Here is an 18,548-nt window from a genome sequence, read left to right on the forward strand (position 1 = left end):
GATAGACTTTCTTCTAACTACTAAACTAAAAAACTATTTTTTAATCAATTTAATGGTTGTACTGCCTGCTTCTGTACTTACCTGAGCGAAATACAAACCAGAAGGGAGTGGTGTACCATCAATATTTGTGATGCTGTTATCGGCGTTTAAACTTAGCACTTGTTTTCCCAAAGCGTTATAAACTTGAATGGATGTTATGTTTGTTGAACTGTTGATAGTCCACATACTAAAACTTGGATTAGGATACACCTTGAAATCTTCTAATTTTGGTTTATCAAGACCCAAAGTACAGTTGTCACCAACTTTATAAGAAAAATATTTAGTTACGGCTAAACCGCCTGCAAATGCAAATTTACAAGCATAACTAATGGTTGCTCCTGGTGTTTGTCCAGAAATGGTGGTTGTAAATGTTTTAGGTTCACCAGAAACCGCACTCATTGGGGTTTCACCAAAGGGTGATTCTTTCCATAAATAGGCAATAACACCGTCTTTATTATCTAATAATTCAAAGGTAAACGTGACATCTGTACCCGAAGTTTCAAAGTTATAATTGTAACCAATATCAAAAGAACCTTGCTGGGCATCAGCACTTATTCCAGAGCAAGCGGTATTAGCGCTGGTTAAAGTAGTGGCTTGAAGGATAATAGGATTGTTGGTGGCTTCATTTCCAGCTAAGTCAGAAGCCGAAATAGAAAACGTATAAGAGGTTTCAGGTTGTAAGGCGGCTATTACTAAAGCTTTTTGAACGCCAGATTCACCAGTTAAGCCATCAGATCCTGTGTCAAAAGAAACATTATAAACTACCGTACCAGAATTGTCTGTTGCGTTTAATAGCAGCTCAACTGAGTTTGAGGTTACAGTACCAATTGAAGCTGTAAAATTTGTCGGAGCTTCTGTGTCATTATCACCTGAACAATCTGAACCAACTACATAGTCTACATATTCTGTAACGGCTAAGCCTCCTGTGAATTCAAATTTACAGGCATAGCTAATGGTTTGTCCATTAGTTAATCCACTTAGAGTTTTGGTGAATTTATTGGTTTCAACAAAGTCCATGCCTGACTCCGCAAAAGGCGATTGCTGCCAGAGGTAAGCATTTCCAGAGAACTTATCATTATCAAGTAGCTCAAAAGTGACGATAACATCTGTACCAATGGTTTCAAAAGTACTTTTATAACCAATGGAGAAAGATCCTTGAAGGGCTCCGGTTCCTGTTTGTTCGCAGCGTTTTACTTCATCAATCGATATATTTACCGTTTGTGATGTGCCTTGGCCTCCAGCATCATCAATGGCCTTAGCAGAAAGTTGGTGATTGCCAAGGCTTGCATTACTCCAAACGAAATTAAATGGAGCAGTACTATCTTCACCAATTTTTGTTATGCCATCATAGAACTCAACTAACGATACAGTACCGTCAAGGTCACTGGCTGTAGCCGAAATTGCTATGTCATCTCCTTCTTTAAATGAGGAGTTATTGGCCGGACTTGTTAACGACACCGTTGGAGTGGTATTTCCCGTTTGCGTAACCATGACTAAAACGGTGCTACTCGATGTATGTGAACCATCATCAACCGTAAGCTTGAGCTTGTAAATACCTTCTTCTAAATTAGAAATATTAGGAGACACAACAGTAGAGCTAGAGAAGTTTATAGCCGATGGTCCGTAAATTTGTTCCCAAGCATAATTCAAAACAGGAGTATCTGCATCGGTACTTTGAGAACCATCTAAAGTTGCTGTTGTTGCGGGCAAAATAACAGATACGTTATCTCCAGCATGGGCTACAGGTGGATTATAAGCTAACGGACTAGAATAGCTAAAGGTTAATTTTCCTAAGTTAAATTCACCATTTGTGAAGGCTAATCTTAATGCATGTTTTCCTTTGTTTAGTTCTATATTATTAACGGTTTTGGTGGCCCAGGTAGACCAATTGGAGGTGCTTGTAGAGGGAACAGAAATGTCTGGACTGATTTTATCTCCGTCTATTTCAAGATAAAATGGTCCACCGCCAGCACTGTTACCTGAGGCATATCTAAAATCCAAGTTATAGTTTCCAGCAGTTTGCACGTCAATAGTGTATTCTACCCATTCGCCCGATGCAATCCATCCAATAATTGCACCTTCGGAAGTGTCCGTAGCGGCATCTACATATTCTTCTGGTCTGAAATCACCTTCGTTGTTTTGAGACACATCTACATAAGAAATACCCTGACCAACACCACCTTCAAATTTGTCATAGTGCCCAGCTTCAATAGTTCCTGGGATTTCTATAGCCGTTCCCGAATAAGGAACTTGATCTCCAACTTGAATAGTAATAATATTTGTGATATTAAATTTAGATCCGTCATACACTTTGGCATACATACCGTGATTACCAAGGGTAAGATTTGAAGCTTTCATTTCATATGGACTATTTTGAATTTCGCCTAAGAGATTCGTTCCATCAAAAAATTCAACTTTTGTAATTCCAGTTCCCGATGTTTGTACAGTTAAATTAACACTGCCATTAGGAAAGGCCAGGTTGAAGTCTGACGACATGATTCCTGAAACACTAGCGTCTTTGTTGGTTGCCATTTGATATGCTGGTACATCTAGTTTAAAACCATCAGAAAAGGTAACCGTAATGGGAGCACTGGAATAGTTATGCGCTACATAGGTCTTGTCGCCATCTTTACTAAAAACCGCGGCAATAGGGTAATCAGCGGTTAATGTTGCGTCAAGGGTTCCCATGGCGTTCATGGCATGTAACCAATGATAGGTTTGAACATCAGATACACCGAATTTCATAATTCTATCTGGGTATGCGTTGTACAGGTCAATAGCTGTTTGAGGATCAATAAAAGTTAAATATTTCCAGATGGTATCATGCCAAAGGTTAGGATTGGTACTTGAGGTGCTCAATATTTCAGTGTATGTTTTTAACTCATCCCAAATTTTTTGAACATAAGCTTTGTTTTGACCTAAGTATAAAGAACCACCATGCATGGGGTATAATTCAATACCATAAGATGCTGTAATATCACTGGTCCAAAATGTTCCATTATCATAAGAATTCCCCCAAACACGAGACACTAGGCTGTATTGTTGTGAAGGTTGAAAATTACGTTCATACATATCAAACCAATACTCTTCAATAGCTGTTTGCTCGGTAGTGTATAAATAAATTCCTAAATCTCTAATAGCGTCATTTCCTGTAATAGTACCCCAGTGGATTAGCGAGGAATTGAATTGCATACTTTCAGAAGTCGATTCTTGATCGTTACCTTGTGGAAAGGAAGCAAAACCATTTGCCCAGCAATGGCCAGCATACGGGCTAAAGTTTCTTAAGAAAGGGAACTGTGCATCGTTTCTACTGTCAGAGGCAGCATCTCTAACTAAAAGATTAATCATTTCTCCCCAGTTGTTAGCCCACCCAGGTTCAAATTGTTCTAGAAAAGCAGCCGCATGTATAAAGTAACCCCAGTGAAAATGGTGATCGTTTATATTGGTGTCTTGCCCATGACCAGCAGGATAACCTAACATAGCAGACCAATCATTGTTATAATAAAACAAAAAGGCTTTTTCTCCAGATTGATAGCTTAGCCAGTCTTCTAAACGTTCTTTTACGGTAGCTATCATTTTATCTCGAGCCTCAATGTTTCCGGTTTGATCGGCAATTCTAGCCGATTGAATCAATCGATTCATTACTTGCCCCTCGTTATAAGAATCTGTCCAGGTGGCTAACCCATCATTTTCAATTTGAGCAATTTTAGCATCTAAATCAGAAGGATTAAACCCTGCACTATAATTTGCTAAATAAGGCATGGTAGGCAGAATACCGCGAAAAACGTTTTCAACGATGAAACCGTTACCATCAAGCGTTTTTATCTCGCCTCTTATACCGTTGTAACTGTAGCCATTTGGAGTGGCTGAAATGGCCGATAAATTAGCCCATTGATGAGGTAAAAGTCCTTGTAAAATATTCGTTTCAACCCCTTCTTTTGTTTCTGTGGTTACTGAAAAATTGGTTTGTACCACACCTGTATTTTCATTGTAAGACCAACTGGTTGTAGTATTGGTAGGAAATACATAAGCATATTTTTTATATTCTTGGGCTACGGTGGCTGCATTGCTATTATCTTGTGGTAGCATGGCCATAGACCAATAATCTTTTCCGTTTAGGGTAGAGGTGTAGGTGTTTCCAGTATTGGTCCACGTGCTTCCTGATGGGGCATAAAACACAAAATCAGCATTACCACTGGCGTTTTCAATGATGAGCATTTCAGAAGAAACGGTTATCGAACCACCGTTAATTTGAATTTCTAGCACATCGTCCGATTCTTTTTCAAAATATAGAAAAGGCATACCAATTCCCGAAGTAGCCTTTAAATCATGTGAACCGTCATTCCAATTCATAGTAACGGTCCAATCTGAATAATCTGAAACTGTTGCTTGCAAAGCATTTAGTCCAGATAGTCCAACTTTAATAGGGGCGGAGTCTCCAATTACACCAAAAGGAATATAGGTAACCACTAATCCAGTATTAGTGGTTTTCATGGTCATGGGATAGTTGAATAAATTATCGGCATGATTATCTTTTACTAATTTAGACCACCAGTCATTTGTTGGAACAGGTTTGCCTATGGCGTTTCCTGATAATTGAGGTGTTCCTGAGGGATACCCATTTCTACCAGCGGCATCCGTACCTGGAAAATTAGTAGTATAACTTCCATTGCCTACAGTAACTTGGGCACCAATGGTAAAAGAAAGGCATAGTAAACTAAGAAAAAGAAGTTGTTTGGATCGAGATGCTATTTTCATTTTTAAGAATATTAAGAAAGCGAATACATTAAAAAATTACTAATGCATTCGCTTAAGTTTATTTTTTTGTAAGTAATATGGTTTAGAATATTACTCCTTAACAAGTTTAATGGTTTGAGACCCCTGACTTGTTATAATATTTGCAAAGTATAATCCTGTATTCAAAGAGGAGGCATCGATGCTAATTTCTCCTGAGTTTGGTGTTTTTGTTAAAACTGTTTTTCCTAAAATATTTACCAGTGAAACAGAAGTGATGTTTAAATCTTTAGCTTTAATGGTCCAAACATTTTTAGATGGATTAGGATACACTTTTAAGACATCCTTTGTAAAGGTGCTAGTACTTAAACTAACTTCATTGTAGAAGTAGAAATTATCAAACCATACGGTTCCGTTACCTACTACTTTAAAGGCTACCGCGTGAGCCAAGTCTACGCCTTGGAAAGCAGAAAGAGGAATATCTACGCCTAACCAAGATTCTGTAGTTGTAATTGGTAATGGATATCCAAATTCGGCTGCAGCCCCATTATTAGTCACCAAGAAAAATTCTAAGCTTGTTGAGTTTGCTGTCCAATAATCAACATGCAAGTGTGTAAGGCCAGAAACATTTTGTTTGGTATATTCCGTACCTTGATAATTCAGGCTAGCATATTTTAAAACCTCTTCACCACTTACCATTTCAATAGTTGCAGATGTTGATTGACCCCAAGCTGGATTGTAGTTACTATCTGGAACATTTGCATAGGCATCACTAAAAATAGAAATGACTTGATTGGCCGTTTCATCATGAGAGGGTGTTTGAGCAACTACTGTTGGTTCTGGTAAATTTACTATGGTTCCTTCAGGTACCACTATGTTGTCAAAATAAAGGGTATGATCTTCAGGTCGGTCTTTTCCATTAACATAAGGCTCAATAAAATCTGGAATAATTACAATTCTGCTGTAAGTATTTCCAATTTGCCCTGAAAAATCAAAGATTACTTCCTCCCATTGATTGGTAGTGGTATTGGCAATTTGAATCTCATGGGCAGGACTTAATCCTTCAAATTTTATGGCTATTTTACTTGTATTAGGTTTGTGAACCATAATCTTAACAATAGCATTTGTTTCATCAAAAGTAAACTGACCTATATCATCTGTGAATGCTAAGGCCCAGTTATTATCTGTGGTTCTAGCGATAAATTCTATAACATTATCAGATGTATTAATGCCACTTGGGTTAGGGTTCGTTTTTAAAGTAAATGAAGGTGCAACTTCTGTTGGGGTCCATGACCAATCTTGACCTAATCCTCCAGGTTCAAAATCAACAGTAACACTAGTAGTTTCTGTTGGAGCAATAGGATTTCCTACAACACCAGAAATATTATCTACATAAGTAACCTCATTGGTTGCTCCATTTCCGTTACCTATACCAGGAAAGAAAACGAGAAGTTTGTATTGGTCATTAACAGGATCTCCTACATCTGGGTTGTCTAAATCTACTGTAATAGATTCCCATCCCGTCCCTGAGGTGGTAAAAGCACGTTCAACATTGCCACCACCATTGAGTGACTGTTCTAACTTTAAAAGTCCACCACCAGCAACAGTGCTATAATAATCAAAGGTGATAGAACTACTACCTGTTGCATCGGTTAAGTCAATGTAGTTTGTGGTCATTCTTAATTGAGCATTTTGCCAAGGTTGTCCGGCATCAGAGGCATTTATTTGTCCCACCTTGCCTTTTCCAGAGGCAGCAGGATCATCTACTACAGCAACAGAAGCCAGACCACTATCGGCCTTCCAATTATCACCAATAGTAATGTTACTTTCAAAATCAACCGGAATATTTTGAGAAAATGATAGCGAGGTTATCGCTAAAATCAATAAAAAGGTAATTTTTTTCATAATGTTTTATTTAGAATTATTTAATTATTTAGTTGTTGTAAAGTTAGATGATGCGTATTGTGGTATTGCTATTTTTGTCCAATACAAAAAACATACATTTCAAAAAAAACAATGATTTATTGCGTAAGTCGCAAAAAAAAAGAGGTTTTAGCGAGTTGCATCTGATAGTTAACGAGGTGTTTTTGCTAAGTGTTGTGGTAATGTTGTGGTATAAAATAGGGCAGCAACAGATTGAGTTAGGTTGTAGTATTAGTGTTTTTAATTTTATCTGTTATTATGGCGTGCTTTGATAGAATATAAAAAAAACCTTGAGCGAAAAACTCAAGGTGTATGGTGACTTGTTTTTTATGCGTTTTTACTATTGAGGGTCTATAGAAATAAAATTAATGAGACGTCTTGAAATTTTTTTTATAGAATTAAGGGAGAATTTTAATTTTTCATTCTTATCCCAAAGACCCCAAAATGCACCAACATCTCCTTCAGCACCAACCTTCCAGGATTCATCAAACGAGGAAAAATAGAACATCTCAATATTATCTGCTTTCGACCAATTTTGCGCGTTAATGAAATATTTTATGGCGCTTTCATAAGAGGGTATGGCGCCATAAAGTCCTGTGCCTTCACTGGGCCAGCCTGTTTCTGTAATAATTACTCTTTTACCTTTAGCCGCTTTTAGAGCTTGCCTATACATATCTTTCATATATATTAAGGAATATTCTAAATTACAGCCTTCCCAATACGGATAGCAATTGGCTAAAATAACATCACAGGCTTTGGTTATGTTTGGTCGATCTGTAAACTCATAATAGGCATCTACATAACCCATTGGAGTGTTTGGAAGTGCATGTTTAACTTTTTCCATGAAAACAAGTAATTCAGTTTCACTTAAATCACCTCTATAAAGGACTTCATTGCCCACAGCGGCAATATCTACATAACCCGCTTTGGCTAATCTTATTAAACCGTCTATTTCTTTTTTGTTAATTTGCGAATCCTTTCCTAACCAAGCACCAACTAAAGTTTTTAAGCCATACTCTTTAGCTATTTTAGGAATAAGTTCATTCCCTTCTGTACAAGAAAACGAACGAATCCATGTTGTATATGGACGAATCAATTCAAGACGTCTCCTAATTTGCTCTTCTGAAATATGTGTGCCTGGTTTTTGACCTTCTTCATAAGGGCTAAAGCATAACCCGTGCATACCTTGTTTTAGTGTCTTTTCAAAAAGATATTGAAGACCTTTTGTTGTTTTGTTATTGAGATTGCCGCCAGATAACGACATAATTTTATGATTTCTTTTACTCGACATAGCTTGGTTTATTATCTGATTCTAAATGCTTTTTTCTACTTTCAAGTTCGGCTCTAATTTCATTAGCGCGTTTCTCGGTGATATCATAATTTCGCATAACATACATAGCAAGTAAGGTTCCTAAAATAGGTAGGCCAGAATAAAATATGCGTAAACCTGTTATGGCATTTTCGGGTTGTGATTCAGCGGCTGGAACAAATCCAACAAGAGTCATAATAGCACCACTTAACAAACCAGCTATAGCTAAACCAAACTTAACCATCCACCAATAGATGGCGCCAAAAATCCCTTCTCGCCGCTGTCCAGTGTTTAATTCGTCGAGGTCAATAACATCGGCGGTCATTGACATCATCAAAGTGAATAAGCTACCAATACCAAAAGAAAAGAAGGGTAAAGCAAAAATGAACATATATGGTTTTCCAGGGACAAAGAGAAACCATAATAGAATATAACCTAAAATAGAAATACCTTGCGAGGCTATGAACGCTCTTTTTTTACCCATGACTTTAGACATTTTGGCAACTACAGGAATAACTAAAAAAGTGGTTACTAGAGCTCCAATGCTGCCAAACAAGGTAGGCCAAACTCCTGCGGCTCCAGCATCACCATTAAAAAGGTAATAAACCACTATAAAAAAAGAAAAGCTTGCTATGGTATTAAAGGCATTAAATATCAAAAAAGTGGCAATGCATAATTTTCTAAAGGGTACAGAATTAAAAGCTTCTTTGAAACCAACAAGGATTTCTTTTAAGCTACCTCCAATGTTTTTTAAATTAAGTGGAGAATAACTTTCTTCATTCAATGTGGATTTACTTTTTATAAAAATAGCGGGAACCATTGCAAAGAGCATGCAAACAATACCTACCCAAATGGCCAGTTCTCGAGTGGCCACATCGGCCGATTCAAACCAACCTTTGTCATACATAATAACCCAAAACCACGGAGCGATGACCCATGCCCATTGACCTATCCATTGCGCTACGGCCATAATATTTGTGCGCTCATGAAAATCAGTACTCATTTCATAACCCATGGCGACATATGGTACACTAAAAATGGTTAAGCCCAAGTAGAAAGCAAAAGACCACAATAAAAAATACCAAAAGTTGTAATCTATACCATCTTCACGATAGAGCTGCCACATAATTACGAACGAAATCCCCATAATTATGGAACCAATAAACACGTATTGTCTTCTGCGTCCCCAACGTGATTTTGTGTTGTCTGAAATAAATCCCATGATAGGGTCTGTGATAGAGTCAAAAACACGGGGAATAAAAAACAGAACACCCCACATCCACCCAGGAAAACCTAGGTCTTGAACCAATACAACCATGAATATTCCTAAAATGGCAGGAAACATTTGATTGGCTAACATACCTATACCAAAGGCTATTTTTTGTCCTAAAGGAACTTGTGGTTTGGATGTGGATTTTGACATGGTTTTAGTGTTTAGTTTGTTTATAGGTTCAAAACGTTTATGTTTTGGGAATTACAATGGTTTGAATAGCTTGTTTGCTTATTTGAATATCTTTTGATTGATTAAATAATTTTATAGTGAAACTTTTATTGGTCATACCCTCATTAAAAATGACTACAGCAATGGAACCATCAGGGTTTTTAGCTGCGGTTATCATTAACTCCTTATCAGTGTTTTCTACTTTAATTACTTTAGCTTCGGGTCTAATATATCGGCTAAAATGAACCATGATATCATACAATGGTGTAAAGTAAATCTCATCTTTATCAGGGTCAACAATAACAGGGGCAATGCACCAGTTTTCAAACCAATTGGGGCCACCTTGGCGGTTTAAAACCATATTCCAGTCTACCCAACCATCAACCCAATTGTTAAGGCATCCAATAATATCTCTGGCATATCTGTTTACTGGAGCATATTTTGGGTGTAGGTGTTTGTCTTTTTCTTCAGCATAATCATAACCCCAGTCTGTGGCTTCTTTTTTCCAGTACCAAGCATCATCTTTCCATACTGGAACTTCGGCATCAATACAGCCTTCGGTTTCTATTAAATATTTGCTTGGGGCTCTATTATGAGCATACTGCAAGTCTTCTGGAAAAACCTCATAGGTACTTTCATACCAGTGAATGGCCGTACCATCAAAATATTTTGAAGAGGAGGGGCTGCGGTACATTTCATCAACCCATTCTTTTAACCCGGCTCGATTTTGATCGTAACCTAAAATAATTTTGTCACCATAACCATCAGCTTCCAGTTTGGGACCCAAATGAAATTCTACAAAGTCAGTCATTTCTTTTGGCGTAAAATGCATGCTTTCCCAGTTGTTTCCGTTGCCATGGGGTTCATTTTCAACAGTAAACCCCCAAATGTCTATACCTTCTTTTTTATAAGCGTCTATGTATTTTGAGAAAAATAAGGCCCAGGTGTCATAGTATTTAGGTAATAGTTTACCGCCAACCCAATGGTTGTTGTCTTTCATCCATGGTGGCGCTGTCCATGGAGAACCAAAAATTTTAAATCCGTCTTTTGAAATAGTCATGGCTTCTTTTATCATGGGGATAAGATCATCCATGTCTTCCTCAATGCTGAAATGTTTCAAGGAAAAATCGTCTTCAACGGGGGCATATGAATAATTTGTTAGGCTAAAGTCACAGGAGTTCATGTGTGTTCGTGTTAACGAATAGTTCGCGCCTTCTCTTGAGAAATATGCCTGAAGTATGGTGTCTCTGTTGGCTTTGCTTAATTGATTTAATAGATGAGCAGATGACTCAGTAAAAGCAGCTCCAAACCCAGTAATCTTTTGAAATGTGATTTCTGGGAATAATTCTATGGTTGCTTTGTTTTTGGCTGGTTGAAAACTAGTCAGTTGCTTTAGTCTATTACCACTCTCAGAAGTTTCAAACACCTCCATTTTTAATTCTTGTTTTTCATGTTTACAACTATTGAGTACGAGTGTCATGCACAAGACCATTGCTATGTTTTTAAGATGCTTCATGTTTAATGATTTTCTTTAGTATATATGTTTTTAAGAACAGTGAAGGCCATTTTTTTATTTCTGTTGATATCAACCATACCCCAAAATTCTTCATTTGGTGATCCATCATAAGGAACCCCTGAACTGTTTGGAGCCCAACCTCCGATATCTTGTTTATCAGGGTTTCCCGCTTTCCACCAACCATCAGTGAACGAAAACATAGTAACACCCGAACAAACATCAAGATTCTTAAATATTTCTTTTAGAATTTTTTCATTGGCCTGTGCTTGAGCTTGCTCATTGCTACCTTGATTAAAACCTTCGGCGGTAATAGTCATATAACTATCTGCTCCAGCTTCCGATAAATACATGGGTTTGTTGCTCATTGCTTTCCATTGTTTAAAGATAGTTTCTGGATTATCCCAACGATACACATTCATACCCCAAACATCAATATTAGGGCAGAATGCTAAAACGGTATTATCTGGAAGCTCACCATGTGCCGTAGCCACAGGATGATTAGAGTCTGTATTGTGAATTTGAATAGCTGCTTTATCAAGTGCCTTATACCAATTTGATAAATCTCCTTCAAACCATTCGGGGTGGTAGTTGTATTCATTACCCAGTTCCCACATTAAAATAGCAGGATGGTTGCTGTACTTTTTTATATAATTGAGATATGAGCCAGACACAATATCATAAAACCCATTCTGGTCATAACCAAACCCGATAATAACTTTTATTGCAGCATCGTTAAGGGCGTTTAAAACAGCTATATCATCAATAGGGGCATATACTCTTATAGTGTTTACACCGGCTTCTTTCATGAGCGCTATATCCTGATTTAAATTATCAAAATTCCGTGTGCTACTTCCTATTGGAACAGGGTGATAACAAATGCCTTTTATGAGGTAAGGCGTATTATCAACTAACAGATGGTTCCCTGAAACTTTTACCAACGGAGTTTGCTTGCTACAGGCTAAGACTAGCATTGATAAAAGACAAATTGATATGTATTTAAGTGTATTCATACTTTTTTAATGTGTCCACATTTCACTCACCTTGGGCGGCGCTTCAACTGTTTTTATCAAGTCATTAAAACGACCATTATATGTTTTTGTAATGGGTTGTCCATCTCTAGTCAGTCCGTTAAATATCCCTTTATCAACTAAATCCCAAATAGCATACTTGGCTTGTCCATTAAGGTTGATGAGCCCAAAGTGGTTTTCAGACCCATTGGGGTTTTTGGCATCTTTCCAAGGTTCATCAAAAGCTTCAAAATAGAAGCAAGAAATACCTGAAGTGTTCGTCCATTCTCTCATGAGTTTATAATATAAACCCGACTTGTATTCATCAGCAGCTCTTGATAGGTTTTTGCCATAATGCCCGTTTGAAGTGGTGGCCCAACCAGTTTCACCAATGTGAATGGGTTTATTAATGCCAAGACTTTTTACATAATTAAACACACTATCATATTGCATTTTAGCGAACTCTAAAGCTCTATACATGGCAGCTTTTACTTGCTCTTCTTTTGGGGTATGCTCTTTACCGTTTGGAATCAACCAAAATTCTGGGTTGTAGTATGTGTTATGCATAGGGTAGGTATGCATGGAAATGTAGTCAACTGCTTTTATTAACTTTTCTAAATCTGGCGTATGATAGGTCGGATCGCCACCGCCCCATGAAGAAAAATCATCAGAAGAGGTAATCCATAAATCCTTTGGTAAATCACCTTGGTTTTTTAAATCTTGTAAATGATTCACCCATTTTAGAATCACTTTGGGTTGAACAAAATAATTTGTTGCCCAGTGTACCATCGCTTCATTACCAACAGCGATTATTTTTACAATGTCTGGGTATTGTTTTGCTAAAGCTACTGCTCTTGCTATTTCACCTGCATTCTGTTCACTTTCTATATCATGATTAGGTGTTTTATCTGTCCATGCATTTTGGCAATCTATCCAAGCCCCTAACATAACATACATTTCAAAGTTGCTATTTTCTTCTTTTAACTGCTTAATGGCTTTTAAAAGATTAGAAGCTTGCTGAAGCTGCACATTATAGGTTCTCAATAGCTTAATACCCATAGCAGAGAGAAGTTTCATGTCATCTTTTAGCTCAGCAATAGTTGGTTGAATATCTCTGGTGTCATGGCGATAGCCACCATAAGATATAGCCAAATAATTTGGGTTACCCAATATATCAGCTGCTGTTATTGATTTTTTATTGCATCCTAGCATCATTACAAAAATTAAAAGTGATATGAAACTTTTCAGTTTTAACATATGTTTCGTTCTTACTGTTTGATGGAAACTGTTATGTGTTTTACATCACCTTTACGTTCAAATATGGTTTTTGAAGCTGCATAGTCAAGAGAGAGTTCATTTGAAACAATGCGCCTTCCGTTATTAAAAATAATTTCAATATCATTGTTGTCAGACAGCCTATAAATCACAGGAACCTGGCAATATGTAAAACAAAGTGATCCGGCGTTTAATGGAATGCTTTCCTTTTGACCATTAATAGCCGTATAATGAAATACAGAGTTTTTAGATAAAAACTCTTTGGTTTGTAACAGTTTTGGCATGAATGTGATGAGACCGTTTTCAACAAAAACACCAAGTTCTCCAAATCTGCTTAACACGTCCTCTTTTACCTGACCTGTCATACCTGGTTGTTGTGCACCTTTTGTGGCGGGTGTATGAGAATAGGGGTCTGTTGGGAATGCGCCATATAATTCAGGTGATTTATGTACCCCAATGCCCGCACTGATTTCATAATAATGATCAAGTAATCGTCCTATGATTTGCTTGTCAATTCCTGATTTTATGGCCAACAAGCAGTTTTCTTGTACGGCCAATAGAAGTTTTGATACCATATGCCAATAAATAGAACCTAAACCTTCATATCCAAAAAAGGTGCCTGATCGTCCCGTAAAAGATTTATGATCAAAAATAGTTTCAAAAACCTGTAAAGTGTCTTTGATATTATTGGATACTAAAGCAGCATATTTTGGTCCTAAATCATTTAAGGCCTTTTTTACACTGTCAGCATTGTTGAAATTTTGATTGAAGTGATAATTGCCAAGTACATCTTGTTCTATAACTTGACGATTGCCATCAGCTATCAACTGTTTTAAAAGGGCATTTGTTTCAACCTTATCTTTAGGAATATTGTTCTTTTTATCAAAACGCGGAAGATTTTTATTTGGATAAAGAATATAACTATATTGATCTTCTCTGAATAAAGTACTGTTTTTTAAGCCGTCTAATAGGGTTAACGCTTCAGAAGGAGATAGGTATCCTGAACTTAGAGCAGCCACTTGACCTTCTAGCATTTCAGAAAGGTAAGATATGGATACCTCATTATTAGCTTTTAAGGTCATTAGATTATAGGCATGATACATATTGTCATCCCGTTTATTAGCTTCAATACTATGAGCTAAGAATTTTTTTGTTGTTTTAATAAAGGACGAAATGGTATTAAAATCTAAATCCATCTTTTTACTAGAAAAACCGTTCTGGTAAATGACTTCTCGGTATTGACTACCAGCCTTTCCTAAGCCTTTAAGAATGTTTTTTCTGTCCTTGTCTGAAATTTTACCAGTTAATAGGTTTTCATGGTTTTTAAGGGTGGTTGTTATGCCATTAAAAAACTCGAATAATTCTTGTGATATGGATACTTTTGAAGTTTCAGCATTAGCAATAATGTTTTCAAAAAAGTTAAAAAATCTATTGAGGTAATAAAGTGTTACCATGGATACACCATTACCAACTAACGCGTTATTTGCATCATTCCACTCTGGGCGTTGGGTGTTTAACCAAATACCGCCTTCGGGAATGAAGTTTGATAGTTTGGCTAAAACAGTAGCCAAGAGTTTTTCAATAAGGTTAACTCGATATATATTTGAATTACCATCTGATAACAATGCACCGTCTGCACCTAGTGTTTTTCGCTTTTCATTAATACTTTGATCTAGTTTATAGTCAAAGTCAATTGTGTCTTTTGGGTTGTTTAGAATATCCTGAAATCCTTTTATTTTGTAAGGAACATTGGCATACACGAATATGTTTTCATTAAAACGTTTTTCAAGAGTATTGGGTTGATAGTTTTCAATAAATTCAAGGAATTTTAACAGATAAATGATTTGGTGATCACCCCAATAACCTATGTACGACCAAGGGTCATGTTCTTCAATGACTTCCCAATCAAAACCATCTTTTGTAACACGATACGGGTTGTAGCCGTCAAATGTTGTTGCATTCAAAAACTTATGAATCATGCCCTCTATAAACTCAGGATACGAGTGGGCAAGCGCTTCCCAGTTCTGGAAGATATCGCGCCAGTTGCCTTCATAGTCTAATATTTTTGAGCCATCAATTTCACTTCTGGTATTAATTGAGAATTTATTCCAAGGTCTACTTGGGTCGCCATGTCTTCTGCTAAATTTTAAAGGTAAGTATTCAAAACAAAGCCTTTTAAAATCTGGGTTGGTATCCGCCTCTGCTATTTTTTTTAATTGCGTTAGTGTAAATAACTCAGGAAGCGTGTTTATAATGGCTGTTTTTTCTTTGAAAACAAGTTTGTTGGCTTTACCTAAATAGGTTGTAAAGTCTTCTTTTTCAATATTATAATTGTTATCAAAAATACCGCCACGCATGATATTGAATAGGGTGTTGGCAAAGTGTCTGTTATTCGTTAGGGGATCAGCCGTTACTTGTAATCCGTCTGCATTACCTGTTAATCTTACAAGATTTTGCGTGCCTGCATCTATACTTTTATCTATGGTTTTTACAATCTCAGCATCAGATTTAATCAGCGCTTCTATTTGAACAATATCTGAGATGGATTGATTTACATTGGCTACAAAAAACCATTGTTTATTGGCACCTGAAGTTAAATTTATGGTATCAGAAATAAAATAGGCGCCTTTTTCAGCTTTGATGTCTATTTCTTCTTCAACAGAATGGCCTCGTCTGAATGTATCAAGTTGTAAAGACGATATTAAACGGGTAGGATTGGTAAACCCTTGAGACCATACCATATTGGTACTTAAAGATTCGCTTGGTTCAGCTTTGTCAACAATAACAGCACTTAAAGCATAAACCCCAACACCAGTTTCAGGGTGTAATTCACTTTTTTTGTAGGCATCAACTAAGTTACTTCTACTGTTTTGTAGCTCTGAAGATACATTACTTGGTAAAATATTCTGTAACCCATCAAGAACAGTAATGGCAATTTTTTCTTCAGAATCATTTGTGAGGGTCGATTTTTTTACAAAACCAAATTCATTACTAGAACACCATTGGTATCTGAAGGTTAACCCCAAGTCGTCATTTATTTCTTCAAAAATTATTTTGTTTCCATAGCTGTTTTTGTAGAGGTTGTTTCTAGTGTTGTATAAGCCCATTTGTCTGATTGAAAATGGTTCCCAAACTTTAATACCGTGTGGTGTGTGAATTTGAAATATGGTTTTACTTCCTGTTGTATCAGCTAACTCGGTAATTTTATCATCTGTATAATAGGGGAATAGGGCATATTCTGCATTTTTTCTACCAGCCGTTAATCCACCGTTGCTAGATATAAACATCCAGTGATTTGAGTCACTTACAATACTCATGAAAAATGGTCTCATTTGATCACTATTAGTGATTTTATAATAAGATTCATTTTCAAAAGTGATTAATTCTCCTTTGATGCTTTCGTACTGATTTGAAAGCTTGTTATTTTCTGCTGTTAAAGTATTTGAATTCATTTACCTTATGGTATTATTACAAAAGCTATTCTCAAAGGAAACCAACGCTTGATTCAAGCGAATCGAATTCAAAAATGGCGAATACTACTTTTGTTGGTTTAAAGTCTTAGTTTGTAAGAGGTATTTCTCTTAGTGTTTTTATTAACTCCGTTTGGTCTGAACTTTTTTAGACCAAACGGAGTGCTATTAATTAATTTACTGGTATACTCTTATATAGTCAATTTCCATGGTGTCTTCGGTGAAATTAGGATCTACCGTTCCGCCTAATGAGCCACCCATGGCCACATTTAAAATCATAAAGAAATCTGCATTATATGGAAGCTGTTCATTGTTATCATACGAGAAGAAGAAGTCACCATCTACAGACATTTTTATAGATTCAGCTGTCCATTCCACGGTATATACATGAAATTCTGTTGCTGTATTAGCAACTGTAGTTTCTTCAACAATAGCATCACCTCCTGAGTTACCAGGAAAGTGGAGCGCACCAGACGTTTTTGTTTTGTCCTGACCTGTTTGCTCCATAATATCAATTTCTCCGCAGTTGGGCCAACCTACATCAGCAAAGTTAGCACCTAACATCCATACGGCAGGCCAAGTACCTTGTGAAGCAGGAAGTTTAGCTCTGGCTTCAATTTTTCCATACTTATATTCCTGAAGGCCTTCTGTTTTAATTCTGGCAGAGGTATACCCACCGCTACCATCAGCTTTAGCCGTTATTTTTAGAACGCCATTTTCAACAATCACGTTTTCAGCATTATTTGTGTAGGTTTGAAGTTCTCCATTACCCCAACCACCAGAGCCAAGATCATAGGTCCAGTTGGCAGCGTTAGGTGCACCATCAACATCAAATTCATCAGACCATACTAAATCTTCAAAACCTCCAGATTCATTAGGGTTTTGAGTTTGGAACGTGCAATACCATGCTAAACCAGGATCAACCCCATCAACAACTCTTACATATAGCTTACTATCTGTAATTGTAATAATTTCGAACAAACTATTTTTACAATACCAACTCATAAAACCATCATCAGACAATAAGATGGTGGTACCTCTGTATTCAGGATCTTTGGCATCTTCAGTAGCTACTGAGCTTGAAGGAATTAATGCTACATTACTAGTTTCTCCTAATGACGGAACAATATCTTTACCATGACAGGTATCTCCATCTACGCCTATGCTACCAGCTACCGTTCCAGGAATATAAGCTTGACCAACGGTTTGCTGAAATGTGAGATTTCCATCTGCATCCTGAGTGAATACTAACTCGGCATCATACATACATAATTTGTCTGGGTGAAAAGGATCAGAATTAAAGTAGGTAGGGAAGGTGTGGTCTCCAGGGTTTGGAACATTTTTTACGTTGCTTCCTAGAGCAATATTACTAGGCTTGTCAGCGGCCCAATACCAAGTTTTGCTACTACCTGCGCCACCACTTAAAAAATCTTTGGCCTCAGGATCTTCAAAGTCACTTCTTACAGTAACATTAATAGACGTGCTAGATTGTACACCTCCAGTGCCAACGGCATTAACAACAACGGTATATGTATTTACGTCTACTTTTGTAAATCGATGAGTTACGCGTCCTGATTGATTGGTTTCGCTAAATCCGTCACCAAAATCAAATTTGTAAGCTAAGGCTCCACTAGAGGTTGCCACAAGATTAACCAAGCCACTTCCGTCTCCTTCAGGATCATTACAGTCTTCACAAATAACGTCAGCAGATAATGTTACATCGGTTGGGCTTTTTATGTCCCCGAAAGAGGCATCATCATCCTGGCATCCTGTAAAAACAAGTGTCAATGCCAATACTAGACCGATGCCATATTTTAATTTAATATTTTTCATA

9 protein-coding genes are annotated in these 18,548 nt (G+C 37.0%); all 9 read right to left on the minus strand.

Annotated elements, in window-relative coordinates; all coding sequences use genetic code 11:
- Positions 1 to 33: 33 nt before the first annotated feature.
- Positions 34 to 4,797 (minus strand): glycosyl hydrolase, encoded by a 4,764-nt coding sequence (locus FGF67_RS13725; protein WP_139698333.1) that lies wholly within the window; start codon positions 4,795 to 4,797, stop codon positions 34 to 36.
- A 90-nt stretch (positions 4,798 to 4,887) separates the two neighbouring features.
- On the minus strand, positions 4,888 to 6,678 hold the full coding sequence (locus tag FGF67_RS13730; RefSeq protein WP_139698334.1) for a T9SS type A sorting domain-containing protein: 1,791 nt from the start codon (positions 6,676 to 6,678) through the stop codon (positions 4,888 to 4,890).
- Positions 6,679 to 7,036: 358 nt separating this feature from the next.
- Entirely contained in the window at positions 7,037 to 7,987 is a 951-nt protein-coding gene (locus FGF67_RS13735; protein WP_139698335.1) for a glycoside hydrolase family 17 protein, read from the minus strand.
- Positions 7,977 to 9,428 carry an MFS transporter gene (locus FGF67_RS13740; RefSeq protein WP_139698336.1) on the minus strand — a complete coding sequence of 484 codons (1,452 nt, stop codon included), beginning with the start codon at positions 9,426 to 9,428 and terminating at the stop codon, positions 7,977 to 7,979. Before FGF67_RS13740 ends, FGF67_RS13735 begins: the two co-directional genes overlap by 11 nt.
- A gap of 37 nt (positions 9,429 to 9,465) precedes the next feature.
- A complete protein-coding gene (locus FGF67_RS13745; RefSeq protein ID WP_139698337.1) occupies positions 9,466 to 10,962 on the minus strand; it encodes a glycoside hydrolase family 30 protein in 1,497 nt (498 codons plus the stop codon).
- Positions 10,963 to 10,964: 2 nt separating this feature from the next.
- Positions 10,965 to 11,972, minus strand: coding sequence for a glycoside hydrolase family 2 TIM barrel-domain containing protein (locus FGF67_RS13750; RefSeq protein ID WP_233244084.1), 1,008 nt, complete (start codon positions 11,970 to 11,972; stop codon positions 10,965 to 10,967).
- Positions 11,973 to 11,978: 6 nt separating this feature from the next.
- Positions 11,979 to 13,226, minus strand: coding sequence for a glycosyl hydrolase family 17 protein (locus FGF67_RS13755; RefSeq protein WP_233244085.1), 1,248 nt, complete (start codon positions 13,224 to 13,226; stop codon positions 11,979 to 11,981).
- Between the two features lie 11 nt (positions 13,227 to 13,237).
- Positions 13,238 to 16,696: a hypothetical protein gene (locus FGF67_RS13760; RefSeq protein WP_139698339.1), complete on the minus strand. Its 3,459-nt coding sequence runs from the start codon at positions 16,694 to 16,696 to the stop codon at positions 13,238 to 13,240.
- A 195-nt stretch (positions 16,697 to 16,891) separates the two neighbouring features.
- Positions 16,892 to 18,547, minus strand: coding sequence for a family 16 glycosylhydrolase (locus tag FGF67_RS13765; protein ID WP_139698340.1), 1,656 nt, complete (start codon positions 18,545 to 18,547; stop codon positions 16,892 to 16,894).
- Between the last annotated feature and the right edge of the window lies 1 nt (position 18,548).

The organism is Allotamlana fucoidanivorans (assembly GCF_006265225.1).
Classification (GTDB): domain Bacteria; phylum Bacteroidota; class Bacteroidia; order Flavobacteriales; family Flavobacteriaceae; genus Allotamlana; species Allotamlana fucoidanivorans.